Origin of the sequence: Streptomyces sp. CC0208 (assembly GCF_003443735.1) — a bacterium.
Taxonomy (GTDB): domain Bacteria; phylum Actinomycetota; class Actinomycetes; order Streptomycetales; family Streptomycetaceae; genus Streptomyces; species Streptomyces sviceus.
In genome coordinates, this window is the sequence record NZ_CP031969.1 from 5,521,537 (window position 1) to 5,538,916 (window position 17,380).

At 70.7% G+C, this 17,380-nt stretch carries 18 protein-coding genes; 12 read left to right on the forward strand and 6 right to left on the reverse strand.

Features of this window, described 5'->3' with window-relative positions; genetic code table 11:
* Nucleotides 1–40 precede the first annotated feature (40 nt).
* Entirely contained in the window at nucleotides 41–2,452 is a 2,412-nt protein-coding gene (locus D1369_RS25410) for a transglycosylase domain-containing protein (protein ID WP_037900199.1), read from the reverse strand.
* A 202-nt stretch (nucleotides 2,453–2,654) separates the two neighbouring features.
* Here D1369_RS25410 and D1369_RS25415 point away from each other — a divergent pair, with 202 nt between their 5' ends.
* From D1369_RS25415 to D1369_RS25430, 4 genes are read left to right on the forward strand one after another with little or no spacing between them, the layout of a single operon-like run.
* Nucleotides 2,655–3,455, forward strand: coding sequence for an ABC-2 family transporter protein (locus tag D1369_RS25415; protein ID WP_007382339.1), 801 nt, complete (start codon nucleotides 2,655–2,657; stop codon nucleotides 3,453–3,455).
* The gene (locus D1369_RS25420; RefSeq protein ID WP_007382338.1) at nucleotides 3,448–4,269 is read left to right on the forward strand and encodes an ABC transporter permease; all 822 of its coding nucleotides are present in this window, start codon (nucleotides 3,448–3,450) and stop codon (nucleotides 4,267–4,269) included. The genes D1369_RS25415 and D1369_RS25420 overlap by 8 nt, the downstream gene beginning before the upstream one ends.
* A 14-nt stretch (nucleotides 4,270–4,283) precedes the next feature.
* A complete protein-coding gene (locus D1369_RS25425) occupies nucleotides 4,284–5,279 on the forward strand; it encodes an ATP-binding cassette domain-containing protein (protein WP_037903356.1) in 996 nt (331 codons plus the stop codon).
* Nucleotides 5,280–5,312: 33 nt separating this feature from the next.
* Nucleotides 5,313–6,014 carry a DUF1707 domain-containing protein gene (locus tag D1369_RS25430; protein ID WP_007382336.1) on the forward strand — a complete coding sequence of 234 codons (702 nt, stop codon included), beginning with the start codon at nucleotides 5,313–5,315 and terminating at the stop codon, nucleotides 6,012–6,014.
* Nucleotides 6,015–6,092: 78 nt separating this feature from the next.
* Here the strand turns inward: D1369_RS25430 and D1369_RS25435 are convergent, their stop codons facing one another.
* Entirely contained in the window at nucleotides 6,093–7,427 is a 1,335-nt protein-coding gene (locus D1369_RS25435) for an SGNH/GDSL hydrolase family protein (protein WP_037900196.1), read from the reverse strand.
* Nucleotides 7,428–7,622: 195 nt separating this feature from the next.
* Here D1369_RS25435 and D1369_RS25440 point away from each other — a divergent pair, with 195 nt between their 5' ends.
* The 3 genes from D1369_RS25440 (at nucleotide 7,623) to D1369_RS25450 (ending at nucleotide 11,324) form a co-directional block, all read left to right on the forward strand.
* Nucleotides 7,623–8,999: a DUF445 domain-containing protein gene (locus tag D1369_RS25440; RefSeq protein ID WP_237557629.1), complete on the forward strand. Its 1,377-nt coding sequence runs from the start codon at nucleotides 7,623–7,625 to the stop codon at nucleotides 8,997–8,999.
* 81 nt (nucleotides 9,000–9,080) lie between these two features.
* Nucleotides 9,081–10,535, forward strand: coding sequence for an MFS transporter (locus tag D1369_RS25445; RefSeq protein ID WP_007382333.1), 1,455 nt, complete (start codon nucleotides 9,081–9,083; stop codon nucleotides 10,533–10,535).
* Nucleotides 10,536–10,952: 417 nt separating this feature from the next.
* Nucleotides 10,953–11,324 carry a VOC family protein gene (locus tag D1369_RS25450; protein ID WP_037900195.1) on the forward strand — a complete coding sequence of 124 codons (372 nt, stop codon included), beginning with the start codon at nucleotides 10,953–10,955 and terminating at the stop codon, nucleotides 11,322–11,324.
* A 7-nt stretch (nucleotides 11,325–11,331) separates the two neighbouring features.
* Here D1369_RS25450 and D1369_RS25455 read toward each other — a convergent pair whose 3' ends face one another.
* Nucleotides 11,332–11,634, reverse strand: coding sequence for a hypothetical protein (locus tag D1369_RS25455; protein ID WP_007382331.1), 303 nt, complete (start codon nucleotides 11,632–11,634; stop codon nucleotides 11,332–11,334).
* Between the two features lie 154 nt (nucleotides 11,635–11,788).
* Between D1369_RS25455 and D1369_RS25460 the strand changes: the two genes are divergently transcribed.
* Nucleotides 11,789–12,214 (forward strand): Hsp20/alpha crystallin family protein, encoded by a 426-nt coding sequence (locus D1369_RS25460; protein WP_007382330.1) that lies wholly within the window; start codon nucleotides 11,789–11,791, stop codon nucleotides 12,212–12,214.
* A gap of 93 nt (nucleotides 12,215–12,307) precedes the next feature.
* A complete protein-coding gene (locus D1369_RS25465; protein ID WP_007382329.1) occupies nucleotides 12,308–12,745 on the forward strand; it encodes a DUF2267 domain-containing protein in 438 nt (145 codons plus the stop codon).
* Between the two features lie 18 nt (nucleotides 12,746–12,763).
* Here the strand turns inward: D1369_RS25465 and D1369_RS25470 are convergent, their stop codons facing one another.
* Entirely contained in the window at nucleotides 12,764–13,147 is a 384-nt protein-coding gene (locus D1369_RS25470) for a hypothetical protein (protein WP_037900192.1), read from the reverse strand.
* A 176-nt stretch (nucleotides 13,148–13,323) separates the two neighbouring features.
* On the opposite strand from D1369_RS25470, the gene D1369_RS25475 reads away from it, so the two are divergent.
* Together D1369_RS25475 and D1369_RS25480 are read left to right on the forward strand one after the other, a co-directional pair.
* Complete coding sequence (locus D1369_RS25475; RefSeq protein ID WP_007382327.1) at nucleotides 13,324–13,899, forward strand: GNAT family N-acetyltransferase; 576 nt, start codon at nucleotides 13,324–13,326, stop codon at nucleotides 13,897–13,899.
* Nucleotides 13,896–14,438 (forward strand): HAD domain-containing protein, encoded by a 543-nt coding sequence (locus D1369_RS25480; protein ID WP_007382326.1) that lies wholly within the window; start codon nucleotides 13,896–13,898, stop codon nucleotides 14,436–14,438. The genes D1369_RS25475 and D1369_RS25480 overlap by 4 nt, the downstream gene beginning before the upstream one ends.
* Nucleotides 14,439–14,487: 49 nt before the next feature.
* Here D1369_RS25480 and D1369_RS25485 read toward each other — a convergent pair whose 3' ends face one another.
* On the reverse strand, nucleotides 14,488–14,874 hold the full coding sequence (locus D1369_RS25485) for a hypothetical protein (protein ID WP_158680129.1): 387 nt from the start codon (nucleotides 14,872–14,874) through the stop codon (nucleotides 14,488–14,490).
* Between the two features lie 92 nt (nucleotides 14,875–14,966).
* Entirely contained in the window at nucleotides 14,967–15,383 is a 417-nt protein-coding gene (locus D1369_RS25490; protein WP_007382324.1) for an SsgA family sporulation/cell division regulator, read from the reverse strand.
* 195 nt (nucleotides 15,384–15,578) lie between these two features.
* Here D1369_RS25490 and D1369_RS25495 point away from each other — a divergent pair, with 195 nt between their 5' ends.
* Entirely contained in the window at nucleotides 15,579–17,369 is a 1,791-nt protein-coding gene (locus tag D1369_RS25495; protein WP_240436096.1) for a sigma-70 family RNA polymerase sigma factor, read from the forward strand.
* Nucleotides 17,370–17,380: the final 11 nt, after the last annotated feature.

Here is a 17,380-nt window from a genome sequence, read left to right on the forward strand (position 1 = left end):
TGACGACGTCACCGGCCCCTTTCGCCGTGTCGCGGGACGGTCAGTCCCGTCTGGACGTGCTCACCAGGCCCGCGCCCTCCGTCGTCGCCCCGCCGCTCGGTGTGTCTCCGGTGGTGCCGCCGGTCGTCTCGCCCGTCGCGCCGCCGTCGGTGGTGCCGCCGTCGGTCGTGGTGCCGCCGTTGTTGGTGCCCCCCGTGGTCCCGCCCGTGGTCGTGCCGCCGTCGGTCGTGCCCCCGGTGGTGCCGCCCGTCGTGGTGTTGCCGCCGGTCGTGGTCGTGCCGCCGTTGTCCTGGCCCCGGGTCGGCCCCTCGGTCTGGCCCTCGGTGTCCTGGCCGCCGGTGGTGTCGCCCGTGGTGCCGCCGTCGTCCTGGCCGCCCGTGGTCGGGTCGACGGGGGCCTGGCTGCTGGGGGCCTGCTCCTCGGCGCCCTCCTGGAGTTCGAGGTCGAACTCGCCGGCCGGCTTCCCCTTGAGGGCGGCCTTGGTGTACTGCGCCCAGATCTCGGCGGGCGGTCCGCCGCCGTTGACGCGCTGCAGGCCCATCGCGCCGTACAGCGACTTGTGCGCGGCGGTCACCGGGTCCTGGCCCATGACGGAGACGACCGTGGCGAGTTCGGGGGTGTAGCCGGCGAACCAGGCCGCGGTGTCCTCCTCGGCGGTGCCGGTCTTGCCCGCGGCGGGGCGGTCCGCGCCCTGGGCGGCGGTGGCGGTGCCGTTCTCGACGACGCTCTGGAGGATCGAGGTGGTGGTGTCGGCGGCCTCGCGGCTGACGGCCTGCTCGGTCTTCTGCCGGGGCAGCTCGACGGTGTCCTCGCCGTCCCTGGTGATCTTGTCGATCATCGTGTACGTGCCGTGCCGGCCGTGGTTGGCGAGGGTGGCGTAGGCCTCCGCCATGTCGAGGACGCTCGCGGTGTTCACGCCGAGCGCGATGGACGGGGACGCCGTCAGGTCGGGGGTGTCGGAGGGGATGCCCAGGTCGATCGCGGTCCGCTTGACCTTGTCGGAGCCGACGTCGACGGCCATCTGCGCGTACACCGAGTTGACGGACCTGTTGGTGGCCTCGCGGACGGTGATGTCGCCGTAGGAGTCCTGGTCCTCGTTCTCGGGGGCGTAGGTGCCGCCGTTCCACCCGACGACCGGCCGCCTGTTGGTGCCGTCGTAGTAGGTGTTGGGGGTGATGAGCTCGCCGTCCTGGGTCTCGGAGTGGTTCTGGACGGCTGAGGCGAACACGATGGGCTTGAAGATGGAGCCGACCTGGAAGTCGCCTCGGGTCGCGCCGTTCGTGTACTGCTTGACGTAGTCGATGCCGCCGTACACGGCAACGACCTTGCCGGTCTTCGGGTCGACGGAGGCGCCGCCCGCGCGGACGTAGTTGTCGGCCTTGTTGTTCTTCTTGTCGAGCTTCTTCATCACCTGGTCGTTCACCGCCTTCACGAAGGCGTCCTGCTTGCTCTTCTCCAGGGTGGTGGTGATGCGGTAGCCGCCCGCCTCCAGCTGGTCCTTGGTGAGGATCTTGTTCTTGATGATGTAGTCCTCGACCGCGTCCTTGATGTAGCCGCGCTGCCCGGACAGGCCGGTGGAGACGGTCTGCTCCTTGGGCATCGGGAACTTCAGTCCGGTGCGCTCGGACTGGGCGAGCCAGCCCTTCTTGACCATGCCGTCCAGGACGTAGTTCCAGCGGGCCTGGGCCGCCGCCTTGTTCTCGGGGTGCGCGACGACGTCGTACTCGCTCGGCGCGTTGACCAGCGCGGCGAGGTAGGCGGCGTGGGCGGGGTCGAGGTCGACGGCGTCCTTGCCGTAGTAGGCCTGGGCGGCGGCCTGGATGCCGTAGGCGTTGCGGCCGAAGTAGCTGGTGTTGAGGTAGCCCTCGAGGATCTGGTCCTTGGACTTCTCGCGGTCCAGCTTGATCGAGATGAAGAACTCCTTGGCCTTGCGGGTGACGGTCTGCTCCTGGGCCAGGTAGTAGTTCTTCACGTACTGCTGGGTGATCGTGGAGCCGGACTGCTTGCCCTTGCCGGTGGCGGTGTTCCAGCCGGCGCGGAGCATGGCCTTGGGGTCGATCGCGGACTCGGTGTAGAAGTCGCGGTCCTCGGCGGCGAGTACGGCGTGCTGGGCGTCCTTGGAGACCTGTGCGAGGGAGACGTTCTCGCGGTTGACCTCGCCGTCGCGGGCGAGCTGGCTGCCGTCGGCGTAGAGGTAGACGTTGGTCTGCTTCATGGCGAGCGCGTTGGCCGGCGGGATGTTGACCATGGAGTAGCCGAGGAAGAACAGGCCGGCCAGGGCGATCAGTCCGATGACGAAGGTGCCCAGCAGCATGCGCCAGGTCGGGATCAGCCGTCGCCAGCCGGTGCGCTTGGGCCGCTTGGCCTTGTTCTTCCCGTCGGGCTCTGCGGGCGCCTGTGGGTCTGTCGGTGCCCAGCCCTCGGTCGTCGGCTGCTGCGGCTGGTCGCTCATCTCGTGCACGGACTCCTGTTTCGCGTCGTACGTTCCCGTACGACCTCGTACGCCTTCTGCGTCCCCTGTTGAAGACTCTCGCACCCTGCGTTCCGTTCCCGGATATGGCGCGCGTCTCGCCGGGAAAATGGGTGGCCCGCCCTGTCACCTGCGCACTAGGCTCCTGCGCTTTGGTGCCGGCGGGCCGAGGAGGGCTGTTGATGTGGGTTCCTGGCGGTTGTACGCGGCCGTCGTGGCAGGGGGATTCCGACGATACGCGACATATCGCGCGGCAACGTTCGCGGGGGTGTTCACCAACACCGTCTTCGGTGTGATCCTCGTCTACACGTATCTCGCGCTGTGGGACGAGAAGCCCCATCTGGGGGGCTACGACCAGGCGCAGGCGGTCACCTACGTCTGGCTGGGGCAGTGTCTCTACTCGACGCTGGCCATTCAGGGCGGCGGTGCCGAGAAGGACGTGATCGAGCGGATCCGCACGGGTGAGATCGCGGTCGACCTGTACCGCCCGGCCGATCTCCAACTGTGGTGGCTGGCGAGCGACTTGGGCCGTGCGCTGTTCCAGCTGATCGGGCGGGGCGTGATCCCCTTCGTGTTCGGCGCGCTGTTCTTCCCGATGGCGCTGCCCACCGACGTCATGTCCTGGGCGGCCCTGCTCGTGGCGCTGGCGCTGGCGATGGTCGTCAGCTTCGGGATCCGCTATCTGGCGGCTCTGAGTGTGTTCTGGCTGATGGACGGCATGGGGATCATGCAGGGCGTGATGATCACGGGCGTCTTCTGCTCCGGCATAGTGTTCCCGCTCAACGCCTTCCCGGGCGTGCTGGGCGACATCGTGCGGGCGCTGCCGTGGGCGGCGCAGCTCCAGATGCCGGCGGACGTGCTGATGGGGGAGACCGACCCATTCGGCGCGTACGCCTTCCAGGCGACCTGGGCGGTGGTGCTGCTGGCGGCCGGGCGGCTGCTGCAGTCGGCGGCGACCCGGCGGGTGGTGGTGCAGGGTGGCTGAGACGTCCCGTCTGGGCGAGGGGGTGCGCGCCTACTGGCTGATCGCCGGCATGTGGATCCGGTCCGCGATGACCTACCGCACCTCCTTCGTCGTCACGATGTGCGGCAACCTGCTGATGACCGGTCTGGACTTCGTCGGGATCCTGCTGATGTTCTCGCAGGTCGACTCGCTGGGCGGCTGGGGGCTGCCCGAGATCGCCTTCCTCTACGGCCTCTCGGTGACCGCCTTCGGGATCGCCGACCTGGTGCTCGGCTCGATGGACGTGCTGGGCTCGCGGATCCGGGACGGCTCCTTCGACATCCTGCTGGTGCGGCCGGCGCCGGTGCTCGCGCAGATCGGCGCGGACCGTTTCGCGGTGCGCCGCCTGGGCCGGATCACCCAGGGCGTGGTGGTGCTGGGGTGGGCGCTGACCTCGGTGCACGTCGACTGGAGTGCGGCGAAGGTGCTGCTGGTGCCGGTGATGGTGGTGAGCGGCGCGGCGATCTTCTGCGCGGTGTTCGTGGCGGGCGCGGCCTTCCAGATCTTCGCGCAGGACGCCTCCGAGGTGCAGAACGCGTTCACTTACGGCGGTACGACCCTGCTGCAGTACCCGCCGACGGTGTTCGGGAAGGACTTCGTGCGCGGGGTGACGTTCGTGCTGCCCCTCGCCTTCGTCAACTGGGTGCCGGCCTCTTATGTGTTGGGCAGGCCGTACCCGCTGGATCTGCCGCGGTGGGCGGCCTTCACCCCGCCGCTGGTGGCGGTGGCGTGCGCCGCGCTGGCGGGGCTCGCGTGGCGGGCAGGGCTCGGGTCGTATCGGAGTACGGGGAGTTAGAGGTGGACGTGGCGATGGACCAGGCGGCGGACGGGGCGACGGGCGCCTTCATTGAACTCGACCGCGTCGAGAAGGTCTTCGACGTGCGCAAGAAGACCGGTTTCCTCAAACGGGAGCGGCGCCAGGTGCGGGCGGTCGACTCGATCTCCTTCACCGTGGCGCGCGGCGAGATGGTCGGGTACATCGGCCCGAACGGTGCCGGCAAGTCGACGACGATCAAGATGCTGACGGGCATCCTGACCCCGTCCGGCGGCCGGCTGCGGGTGGCCGGCATCGACCCGTCCCGCGAGCGCACCCGCCTGGCCCACCGGATCGGGGTCGTCTTCGGACAGCGGACCACGCTCTGGTGGGACCTCCCGCTGATCGACTCCTACAAGCTGATGCACCGCATGTACCGCATCCCGGACGCCCGTTACCGCGAGAACCTCGACCGCTGCGTCGAACTCCTCGAACTGGCCGACCTGTTGGACGTCCCGGTACGACAGCTGTCCCTGGGCCAGCGCATGCGGGGCGACATCGCGGCGGCCCTGCTGCACGATCCCGAGGTGCTGTACCTGGACGAGCCCACCATCGGACTCGACGTCATCTCCAAGGCCAAGGTGCGGGGATTCCTGCGGGAGTTGAACACCGAGCGTGGCACGACGGTCCTGCTGACCACCCACGACCTCCAGGACATCGAGCAGCTCTGCTCACGCGTGATGGTCATCGACCACGGGCGCCTGATGTACGACGGTCCGCTCGCCGGACTCCACGAGGTGGGCGAGAGCGAGCGCACCCTGGTGGTGGACCTGGAGCGGGAGTTGCCGCCGATCGAGGCGGCGCCCGCGCGCGTGGTGAGGGTGGAGGGACCGCGGCAGTGGCTGGCGTTCCCGGCGTCCGAGTCGGCGGCGGCGCTGGTGGCGCGGGTCGCGGCGGAGTATCCCCTGGTGGATCTGTCGGTGCGGGAGCCGGACATCGAGGCGGTGATCGCAAAAATGTATGCGGGAGAAGCGGAGAAAGCGGTGTCGTAGCCGTGGGGGGAGGTAACTCGTAGGCTGCCTCACATGACGGAAGAACTCCCGGAGCTGCGTGCCTCCGACGCCGATCGTGAGCGAGTCGCCGAGGTCCTGCGGGACGCCCTCGCCGAGGGGCGGCTCGACATGGAGGAGTTCGAGGAACGGCTGGACGCCACGTACCGGGCGCGGACGTACGGCGAACTCGCGCCGATCACCCGGGACCTGCCGGTCGGGCAGGTGGCCGTTCCCAAGGTCGACATGCTGAAGCGGCCCGAGCAGGACGGGAGTTGGGCGTCCCGGATCGTCGGCGGCGAAGGCTCCTCGACGTGGGCCGTCGCCGTGATGTCCGGGTTCCAGCGCAAGGGGCGGTGGACCGTGCCCCGGCGGTTCAACTGCTTCGCCTTCTGGGGCGGCGGGGACATCGACCTGCGGGAGGCGAACTTCGCCGCCGGCGAGGTCGAGATCAACTGTGTCGCGATCATGGGCGGGATGCAGGTGATCGTGCCGCCGGGGGTCGAGGTCGTGGTGCGCGGGATCGGGATCATGGGCGGGTTCGACCACCGTGAGGAGGGTGTCCCGGCGGAGCCGGGGGCACCTCGGGTGGTCGTGACCGGGTTCGCGTTCTGGGGCGGCGTCGGGGTCGAGCGGAAGGTCACCAGGGCCGAGCGGCAGCGGCTCCGTGAGGAACGGCGGCAGCAGCGGCTGGAGCGCCGGTCCGCTGCGCGGGAACTCCGACGCGGGGAGCACTGAGCGGTCGGGGGCGGGTGCGGGGCTGTATCGATGTGCGGCTCCGCCGCGTGGGCGCGACCGGCCCCCACCGGCCCGCGGTCACAGACGTGCCGCCGCCGAACCCTTCAGGTACTCCAGATCGAACGAGTCCGCCATCCGCTCGTACCCCTTGTCGTTGGGGTGGAGCCGGTCCCCCGAGTCGTACATCGAGCGGAGGCTGCGGGGGTCGTAGGGATCCCTCAGCGCCCTGTCGAAGTCGATCACCGCGTCGTAGACCCTGCCCGCACGGATCTCCGCGTTGACGGTCTGGCGGACGCCCTCGCGGGCCTCGGTCCAGGTGGTGCGCTTGCCGACGGGCATGAGGGTCGCGCCGACGACCTTGATGCCGCGCGCGTGCGCCTGGCGGACCAGGTCGCGCAGGCCGGTGAGGAGTTCGTGGGGGTCGACGGTGCCCGGCGTGCGGAGGATGTCGTTGATGCCGAGGTCGATGACCACGATCTTGACGTTGGGGCGGTCGAGCACGTCCCGCCGGAAGCGGCGGATGCCCGCCTGGTTCTCCAGGGGGCGGCCCCGGGCGTCCGCGAGGACCCGGTTCCCGCCGATCCCCTCGTTGACGACGCTGTAGCGGGGCAGTTCCCGCCCGGTGGCGAGCGCGGTGCGCAGGCGCCGGTTCAGGAAGTCCGGCCAGCGGGCGTTCGCGTTGGCCGTGGAGTTCTTGCCGTCGGTCAGCGAGTCACCGAAGGCGACCACCGTGCCGTCGGCCTCGTCGCTCAGCACGTCCAGCGCGGTGAGATACCGCCAGTGGTCGACCTGTTCCGTGTACCCCGTCCCGGTCTCGTCGGCGGTGAGGTCGCCCGGCCCTGCGTACGAGGTCTGCCGGGCCGTCGGGTGGTAGGTGACCGGGCCGGACAGGGTGGGGGAGTAGGTGGTGACGAGGACGTCGGCGCCCGCCGGGACGGCCAGGGTGACGGCGTCGCTGAGCACCTGCCCGCCCGCCGCGATGACGACCGTGGTGTTGCCGGCGAACGTGAGCCGCCGCGTGGTGCCCGACTGCGCCGCGGGGGTCCCCGGGGCGGCGGCGAGGGCGAGTGACGCGTGCGTGATGGTCAGCGGGGTCCGGCCGTAGAGATTGGACAGCGTGATACGGGCACTCGTACCGCCGACGCTGGTGTGGACGACGTTGCGGACGGAGCGGCCGGTCATGCCCTCGGTCCCGGTGCCGGGTTCGGCGCCGACCGGGGAGGCGGACCAGGTGCCGACCCAGACTCCGGCGGAGGCGGGCGCGGCGGAGGGACGGGCGGGCCGGGCGCCGGACAGTGAGGTCCGGTCCGCGGTGCCGGTGTCGGCCGCCACTGAGACGTAGAGGGCGGTGGACAGGGCCGCGATCAGGGCGACGATCGCGGCGAGCAGGGCGTAACCATGACGCCGAGTCATGCGGTGTTGTTCTCCTAGGGCGATGGGAGCCCGGGGCTCCGATCTGATGAACTCATGATGAGGCATGCATCGGGGGAGAAGTGACGAGACCCCCTTCCGGTTCCCTCGTCCGGATTGACGCCGGGAACTCCTGTTCTGTTCCAGGAGTCGGTCAGGAAGGGACAATGTGTGAGGGATCACCGAACGGTGGAGCGGATGGAACGCACGAAACCTGAGGAAACGGCACCGGCCGACGTGGAGCCGCAGGCCCGGAGCGACGGAGCCGTGACGTCCACGAGCCGCGCCGCCCCCGCCTCGGCCGTACGTGCGATGAACACCTTCAGCGAGGCCGACCTGGAGAAACAGCGCGGGGTGCGGCGCATGAAGCTCACCGCGACCGGGCTGCTGCTGTTCGTGGCCGTGGTGTACGTCCTCGCCAAGTGGGCTGACAACTCCGGGGCCGGGCCCTGGGCCGGCTATGTCGCCGCGGCCGCCGAGGCCGGCATGGTCGGTGCGATGGCCGACTGGTTCGCGGTCACCGCCCTCTTCCGCCACCCCCTCGGCCTGCCCATCCCGCACACCGCGATCATCCCCACCAAGAAGGACCAGCTGGGGGTGTCGCTGGGCGAGTTCGTCGGCGAGAACTTCCTCTCGGAGGACGTCGTACGACAGCGGCTGCGGGCCGTGGGGATCGGCAGCCGGCTGGGCGTCTGGTTGGCCGATCCCGAGCACGCCGACCGGGTCACGGCGGAGCTGTCGGCCGCGCTCAGGGGCGCCCTGACCGTGCTGCGGGACTCCGACGTCCAGGCCGTGGTCGGCGAGGCGATCACGCGGCGGGCCGACGCCCAGGAGATCGCGCCCGGCATCGGGAAGATGCTGGACAAGGTCGTCGCCGACGGCGGGCACCGGCGGGTCGTCGACCTGGTGGTGGCCCGGGCCCACGACTGGCTCGTGCTCCATGACGAACAGGTCATGGACGCGGTGCAGGGGGGCGCGCCCGGCTGGACCCCGCGGTTCGTCGACAAGAAGGTCGGCGAGCGGGTCTACAAGGAGCTGCTGCGGTTCGTGACCGAGATGCGGGACATGCCGTCCCATCCGGCGCGCGGAGCGCTTGACCGGTTCCTGACGGACTTCGCGTCCGACCTCCAGTCCGACACGGACACCCGCGCGCGGGTCGAGCGGCTCAAGGGCGAGGTGCTGGGGCGCGGCGAGGTGCAGGACCTGATCGCGTCCGCCTGGACCGCCGTACGGTCGATGATCGTCTCCGCCGCCGAGGACGAGCGCAGCGAGCTGCGGCTGCGGGTACGCGCGTCGCTGCTGTCGCTGGGCGCGCGGATGGCCGTCGACCCGAAGGTGCAGGCGAAGGTCGACGGCTGGGTGGAGGGGGCCGCGGTGTACGTGGTCACCACCTACCGGCGGGAGATCACCTCCCTCATCACGGACACGGTGGCGGGCTGGGACGCCGAGCACACGACACGGAAGATCGAGGCGCACATCGGCCGCGACCTGCAGTTCATCCGGATCAACGGCACGGTGGTCGGATCCCTCGCGGGGTTGTTGATCTACACGGTGTCGCGGGCGCTGGGGGCGTAACCGGGCAGGTGGCGGGCACACGGGTGGGGTTCGCCCGATGAGGAGCTCGACGACGAGCTCGACGAGGAGGGGGGCCCTTCCGTGACCACCGCTCAAGCCGGTACCGGCCGCACCGTGACGACCGACATCCCCGCCAGACTCGACCGGCTTCCCTGGTCACGCTGGCACTGGACGATCGTCATCGGACTCGGCACCGTGTGGATCCTCGACGGCCTGGAGGTCACGGTCGTCGGCAACATCGCAAGCCGGCTGTCGGAACCGGGGAGCGGCCTGTCGATCTCCTCCGGGCAGGTCACCGGTATCGCGGCGGCGCTGTACGTGGCGGGCGCGTGCGTGGGGGCGCTGTTCTGGGGGCGGCTGACGGACAAGTGGGGCCGCAAGAAGCTGTTCATGATCACGCTGGCGGTGTATCTCGCGGCCACGGCGCTGACGGCGGTGTCCTTCGACTCCTGGTGGTTCTTCCTGTTCCGCTTCCTGACCGGGTTCGGGATCGGCGGGGAGTACGCGGCGATCAACTCCGCGATCGACGAGCTGATCCCGGCGCAGTACCGGGGCCGGGTCGACCTGATGATCAACGGGAGCTTCTGGCTGGGTGCGGTGGGCGGCTCGCTGCTGTCGATCGTCGCGCTGAACACGGACTTCTTCGCGAAGGACGTGGGGTGGCGGCTGACGTTCGCGCTGGGTGCGGTGCTGGCGTTCGTGATCCTCTTGGTGCGACGGCATGTGCCCGAGAGTCCGCGGTGGCTGCTGATCCACGGGCGGGACGAGGAGGCCGAGCGGATCGTCTCCTCGATCGAGGAGCGGGTGGAGGCGGAGCGGGGTGGCGAGGCTCTGCCGCGGCCCGAAGGTGAGCTCACGATCCGTCAGCGGCGGAGCGTGACGTTCGTGGAGATCGCGCGGACGGTGTTCTCGGACTACCGGCGCCGGTCGGTGCTGGGGTTCTCGCTGTTCATCGGGCAGGCGTTCCTGTACAACGCGATCACGTTCGGCTTCGGGGCGATCCTGACGACGTTCTTCGACGTGCCGACGGGGGACACCGGGTACTACTTCGCGGTCATCGCGATCGGCAACTTCTGCGGGCCGCTGCTGCTGGGGAAGCTGTTCGACACGGTGGGGCGGCGGGTGATGATCTCGTCCACGTATCTGCTGTCGGGGCTGCTGCTGTTCGGGACGGCGTGGCTGTTCGACCGGGGCTCCCTGAGCGCGGCCACGTTGACGGCGTGCTGGTGTGCGGTGCTGTTCTTCGCGTCGGCGGGGGCGTCGAGCGCCTACCTCACGGTGTCCGAGGTGTTCCCGATGGAGACGCGGGCCATGTCGATCGCGTTCTTCTACGCGCTGGGCACGGCGGCGGGCGGCATCAGCGGACCGCTGCTGTTCGCCGACCTGACGAGTACGGGGAAGGTCGGGGACACGGTGCTGGCCTTCCAGATCGGCGCGGGGTTGATGTGCGCGGCGGGGTTGGTGGCGGCGTTCTTGGCGGTGCGGGCGGAGGGGCGGTCGTTGGAGGACATCGCTAAGCCGCTGACGGCGACGTGATGTGGGTGCGGGTTGGGTGGGGGCGGGTGTTTGTGCGCAGTTCCCCGCGCCCCTGATGCCTGCGGCGGCCTGCGCGGCCTCGGTGGGGCTTGTGTAGCGCCTGCGGTGTGGTTTGGGGTCGGGGCCGGGGTGGGGGGTGTCCGTCCTCGGTCCGGCGGTTCTGCTGCTTGAGCAGGGCTCTGTAACGGACGCCGGCCGCTGCGGGCGGACACCCCCCACCCCGTCCCCTTCCCGCCGTACGCGGCCAACGGCCCACGGCCCATTCCGACTCGGGTGACTGCACCCACCTAGGGGCGCGGGGAACTGCGCGACCAGCCCCCACGCACCCGCACCCGCCCGACGACCCGACCCGGCACCCCCCTAGGCGTCCTGTGGGAACGTCGATGTCAGAAAAGGCCGAGAGACGAGGAGCCTGCCGTGAGTATCCGCAGGGTCGTGCCCGACATCCACGTCGAGTCGGGGGAGGCGTTGACCGCCAACCGTGAGTTCTACGGGCTGCTCGGTTTCGAGGAGGTCATGGACATGGGGTGGGTCGTGACGCTGGCGTCGCCCGCCAACCCGTCCGCCCAGATCAGCTTCCTCACCGAGGAGCGCACCGCCCCCGTCGTCCCCGACCTGAGCGTGGAGGTCGAGGACGTCGACGCCGTGTACGCGCAGGTCCTCGCGTCGGGCGCGGAGGTCGTACGGGAGCTGCGGGACGAGGAGTGGGGCGTACGGCGCTTCTTCGTCCGGGATCCGAACGGGCGGGTGGTGAATGTGCTGACCCACCGGTCCGGGGGAGACCGGTGAGATCCGCTCAGGCGTTGCGGTCGGCCACCGCCCACGACGCCAGCGCCACCGCGCCCGCCGCGCCGAACACCGCGGGCCACGCGCCCACCTTCTTGGCCAGCGGGTGGGACCCGGCGAACGCGGCCACGTACGCGGCCGTCAGCGCCCCGGCCGCCTTCCCGCCGGCCCGCACCCGCCACTGCTGGGCCGCCGCGGCCCCGGCGACGGCCAGCACCGCTCCGCCCAGTTGCCGCTTCCTCGTCCAGCGGGCCACGCCGTACCCGCCGACGAGTCCGCCCGCCGCGACCACGGAACTGGGAACCTTCGCCATGTCTGCCTCCTCGGTCGATGTGGGTCGAGGCTAGCTCCGGAACAGGGGCGCAAAACGAACCTGAGTCGGGGCTTGTCAAGTTTCCTGGCTTCGAGCTATATAAGAAGGCGTAGGGCATCGCACAGCGGAGTCTGTGGAAAGGAGATGGACTGTGATGCTCATGCGTACCGACCCCTTCCGTGAGTTCGACCGGCTCACGCAGCAGGTTTTCGGTTCCAACGCCCGTCCCGCCGCGATGGCGATGGACGCGTACCGGTCGGGTGACGACTTCGTCGTCCACTTCGACCTCCCCGGTGTCGACCCCGAGACGATCGACCTGGACGTCGAGCGCAACGTCCTGAACGTCCGCGCCGAGCGCCGTCTGCCCGCCCCCGAGGGCGCGGAGATGATCGTCGCCGAGCGCCCCACGGGCTCCTTCACCCGTCAGCTCTTCCTCGGCGACACCCTCGACACGGAACGCATCGACGCCTCGTACGACGCCGGTGTCCTCACCCTGCGCATCCCGGTGGCCGAGCAGGCCAAGCCGCGCCGCATCCACATCACGGGCGGCGACAGCGGCCGCAAGCAGATCAGCCGCTGACCGCGGCGGCCGAAGAACGAACGAAGGCAGTCGCGCCCCCGCGGGCCCGGCAGGTCCGCCCGCGGGGCGCAACGACCCCCAGGAGACCCGTACATGAGCGCACTCAGCGCGGAACGAGCTACCAGAACGACACGGTGGAGCGACCTCGTCGACGCCGTGCGGGATGCCGGGCAGTACCCGAGCCAGGCGGAGGCGGAACAGGTCGTCCGCGTCGTCCTGTCCGCTCTCGGCGGCCTTGTCACCGGCGACGAACGTGTCGACCTCGCCCGGGCCCTGCCCGAGGAGGCCGCCAGGCTTGTCGCCTCCCGGATTCCGCTCAACAGGCCGTTGGCCGCACCGCGGTTCGTGGACGCGGTGGCCGGCCGCATCGAGGGCGCGACGTCGGCGACGGCCCGCTGGGACGTCAGCTCGGTCCTGGGCGTGCTGCCGGAGCTGGTGGGCGACGAGCTCGTCGATCGAGTTCTGGCCCAACTGCCGTCCGGCTACGCCCTGTTGTTCGGCAAGGCGGAGCTGACCCCGGCGGCGGCCTGACGCACCCGCCCGCCCCGCCTAGAGGGTTTCGCCCTTCCGCGCCTCGGCCCGCAGCCGCAGCTCCGTCACATACCCGGCGGAGACGACACAGCCGGCGGCGGCGAGGGCGAAGCCCACGGCGGCGGGATTGACGTAGGCGGGAATCACATCGGCGGTGTAGCTGCCGCCGCCCGTCATCTCGCAGTCGAACGAGAGGGGGGTGAAGCTCACCGAGTAGTCGATGACATGGACGGCCCGGTCGTCCCCACGGCACGGGGGGATCGGCGCCGAGCCCGTGCCGCCGTCCTCCGCCTCCAGGAACGCCCCGGCCAGATGCAGCAGCCCCCACACGTACACGGCGACCGCCCCGCTCCCCGCGAGCACGGCGGTGCCGCGCAGACGCGAAATCAACGACGACGACATTCCGGCCCCCTGACTGCCTCGTTTCCGGGTCCGCAGAGTTCAGCAGCACAGGAGGCGTACGGCTGTGACGGAGCCCACACCTCCGGCAACAGGGCTGTCACAGACCGGTGGTGGAAAACGGCTGGCGCGAAGGGCGCGGGCGGGCGAGTCTTCCCTCACACGATGAGGAGGGGCCGATGGCGTACGTCTTCCTGGAGACCGAACGGCTGCGGTTGCGGGCATTCGCCGAGACCGACGTCGACCATCTCGTGGCCCTGGACGGCGACCCCGAAGTGATGCGCTTCCTCACCGGCGGCACACCGACACCCCCCGAGACGATCCGCGCCCGCACCCTGCCCCGCCTCCTCCACGACCACCCCGGTCTCGGCACCCGTGGCTTCTGGGCGGCCGAGGAGAGGTCCACCGGCACCTTCCTCGGCTGGTTCGAGTTCCGCCCCCTCGACGACGACAGCCCGGCCGTCGTGGAACTCGGCTACCGCCTCAACCGGGCCGCCTGGGGCCGGGGTTACGCCACGGAGGGCTCCCGCGCCCTCATCGACAAGGGCTTCACCGACCTCGGGGTCCAACGCGTCACCGCCAACACCATGACGGTCAACCGGGCCTCCCGCCGCGTGATGGAGAAGTCCGGCCTGACCTTCCTCCGTACGTTCTTCCGTGACTGGCCGGAGGCGATCGAAGGCTCCGAGCAGGGCGAGGTGGAGTACCACCTCCTGCGCGGGGACTGGGAACAACGCCGACGCGAGCAGCCGTGAACGCCGGCCGCGCTCTCCTCTATCTCGACGTGGACGGCCCCCTGAACCCCTACGCCGCCCGGCCCGAACGCCGACCCGAGGGGTACACCACCCACCGCATGAAGCCCGACGGCTGGATCGCCCAGCACCCCGGCCTGCCCCCGTCCGCCGTCAAGCCGCTGCGGGTCTGGCTCAACCCCGACCACGGGCCCGCGCTGCTGGCCCTGGCGGACCGCTACGACCTCGTCTGGGCGACCACCTGGCGGCAGGAGGCGAACACCTTCATCGCCCCCGTCCTAGGCCTTCCGGACCTTCCCGTCGTCGACTGGCCCACGACTGTCACCCCCGGCCCGAACGGCACCTTCTGGAAGACCCGCCACCTCGTCAGCCACGCCGGCGGCCGCCCCTTCGCCTGGCTCGACGACGAACTCGACGACCGGGACCGGCAGTTCGTGGCCGCACACCATGACGGCCAGGCCCTGCTGCACCGCGTCGACCCCCGACTCGGGCTGCGGGAAGCGGACTTCGCCGAGCTCGCCGCCTTCGCCCGGAGCCTGTGACGCCGGTCCGGGCCTCAACGGGCCATGCCGCCAGGTGCGTTCGCGTGCGTCAGGGAACGAGCGTGAAACTCGCGCGGTAGCTGTAGCCCGGCATGACGGGCGTGAACGCGAAGCCGTGCCCCATGGTGAGGATGTCCGTGTAGCCGTCGGGGTGGTCGACGTCGTTCATGACGTAACTGATGGTGTAGGAGACCTTGGCGGGAGTCGACCCCGACCACTCGTAGCAGGTCAGGTACTGCGGGTGCTCGTCGAAGTCCCTGACGGCCGAGGGGTTGTCCGCACTGAGATAGATGTGGCGGATGTACTGCGGAGCACTGGACCAGTCCTGGCAGATGACCTCGGTCACCGGGACGGCTGCCGAGGCGGTGGAGCCCGGTGCGGTCAACAGCACGAACAGGGCGGCGGCAACAGCCGGCAGGACAGCAGGTCTTCGCATGGTCAGCTCCATGGATTCGCCGTTGGGCCACTCATTCTGACAACGGCCGCCACCTTCCACAGGTCGGAATCGAGCCCCTGCCGAGCGCCGTCTCACACCTCGTCGAGCAGCGAGGCGAGGCCGTGATCGAGGTCCGGGCCCAGGTCCTCGGCGCCGGGTTCGACGACGTCGTAGGAGCGCAGCAGGAAGCGGCGGAGGCCGGCCGTGCCGAAGCGGATCACGGCGAGGCCGAGCGGTGAGTGGAACTCGATGACGGTCCGGGCCCATCCGCACGGCCGTATCCGTACGTCCCCCTCCCCGGCCGGCGACCCGAGTCCCTCCTCCAACAGCGCCCGTCCGAACATCCACGTCAGGCCCTCGCCGTCGGCCGAGACATGCGCGGGGAAGTCGATGTGCACGGCGAACGGCTCGGCGGAGCTGTAGCGCAGGGTGGGGCGCACCGGGAGTTCCGGGTGGCCGGGGGTGATCAGGCGGGCGCGGACGGTCTGTCTCAGGGTGGTGAGGCGCATGAGCGGCGGTCTCCGTCTCGGGTGTGCGGTGTGGGTCAATTGCCTTGTCGAGCCCCAGAAGTACCGATCGATTACGCGGGGCCGGAGTTCGTTCATGTGATCTGAATCACGGCCGGAACTGAATGGTTGAAAGTTCTGTCATCTACGCTGACAAACCCTTTCGCCCCCGACCGCCGGGAACTGGAGCGTTCCTGCATGACCGATCGACCGGCCCGAGTGCCCGCCCGGACGTCCCCCTCCACGACCGCAGAGACCGCCGTGACCGCCGAGTACGTGCGGATCTACGAGCAGGAGCAGCCGCGCCTCGTCGCGTATGCCCGCTCGCTCACCCGTAACACCTGGGCGGCCGAGGACCTCGTCGCCGAGGCGCACTTCCGCGTCTGGCGGCGACTGTCCGCGGGACACGAGATCGACAACGTCCCGGCGTACCTCATGACGACCGTCCGGCACCTCGCGTCCTCCGTCGCGAGCGCCACGCACGAGACCCCGCGGGACCCGCAGGTCCCCGAGCAGGCGTCGGCCGGACACGCGGCGGCCGGACATGCGGCGGACCCGGCCGAACAGGTCTCCGCCACCGACCTGTTGGTGCGTGTCCTCGGCGAACTCCCCGAACGCTGGGTGCGCGCCCTGTGGCTCGCCGACGCCGAGGGCCAGCCGCTGGAGACGGTCGGTCGGCAGATCGGCGCCAAGCAGGGCGCGACGGCCGTACTGCTGCACCGCGCCCGCGAGGGCATGCGCCAGGCGTTCCTGCGCTCGCAGACCGAGGCCCCCGACGATCCCGCGTGCGAGGTCCACTGGGTCCGGATGCCGGCCTACGTCCGCGGCAACGCGACCCCGCGCCAGTCCGAGCGCCTCCTCGCCCACGTCGACGCCTGCGACGGGTGCCGCGGCCGCCTCGCCGTCCTGATCCGCGCCAACGACCGGCTGCCCGCGCTCGTCGGCCCGGCGCTGCTGGTCTTCGTGGTGGGCGGCGGCACGGGGAAGTTCCTGGCCTCTCTGACGGCCGGGTCCGCGGGGGCGGCTTCGGTGACCGGCCAGGGTCTTCTCCACACGGCCCGTGCGGCGGGCCCGAGGACCAAGGCTGCCCTCGCCTCCGGTACGGCGGTCGCGGCGGCCGTAGCGGTCGTACTGACTCTCGGCCTGAACGAGTCCCCCGCGACGGTCACTTCGCCGGGGCGGGGGCCGGTGGCGCAGGGGCCGGTGGCGGAGGATCCGGTGGCGCAGGGCCCGGCGGCCCAGGATCCGTCCGCGGGGCCGTCCGCGGGGGCGGTGGGGGAGACGCCGGGGGTTGCCCTGTCGGTTGGGGCCGAGAGGGCCCGGGGTGGGGTTCGGGATCGCGCTCGGGGCGACGAGGCGGGTACGGACGTCACCGGGGACGCCGGGGACGGTTCGGGCGGTTCGGCCGGTTCTGAGGGTGGGGGTGCCATCGGCGATCCCGGGACGCCGGAGGTGCCGGACCCCGGGCCCAGTCCTGCGGAGCCCTCGCCGGGGGATGAGCAACCGGAGCCGCCCGCGGAGCCGACGCCGGTTCCGCCGAAGAAGCAGCAGCCCAAGCCCAAGCCCAAGCCCGAGCCGAGGAAGCCGAAGCCCGGCGCGCCGGGGGACGAGACGCCCGTACCGGAGCCCGGCACGCCAACGCCCGCTGATCCTCCGCCCGCTGATCCTCCGCCCGCTGATCCTCCGCCGGTTGAGAACCCGCCGGTTGAGAGCCCGCCGGTTGAGGAGACGCCGGACCCGCCGACGTACTCGGAACCCCCGACCGCGCCGGAGTCGCCGCAACCACCGGCTCCCCCGGCCGCACCGGAACCCCCCGCCACCCCGGCCCCTCCGCCCCCCACCGGCGACGACTGCGGACCCGAACCCGTACCCGTACCCGAACCCGGGTCTGATCCCTTCCTCGGAACATCCGTCCCCGACAAGGGAGTTGAACCCGGCGTAGGGACAGCTGACGTGAGCCTCGCCGGTCAGGAGGTCGGGGCCGCCTGAGAGGAGCCCCC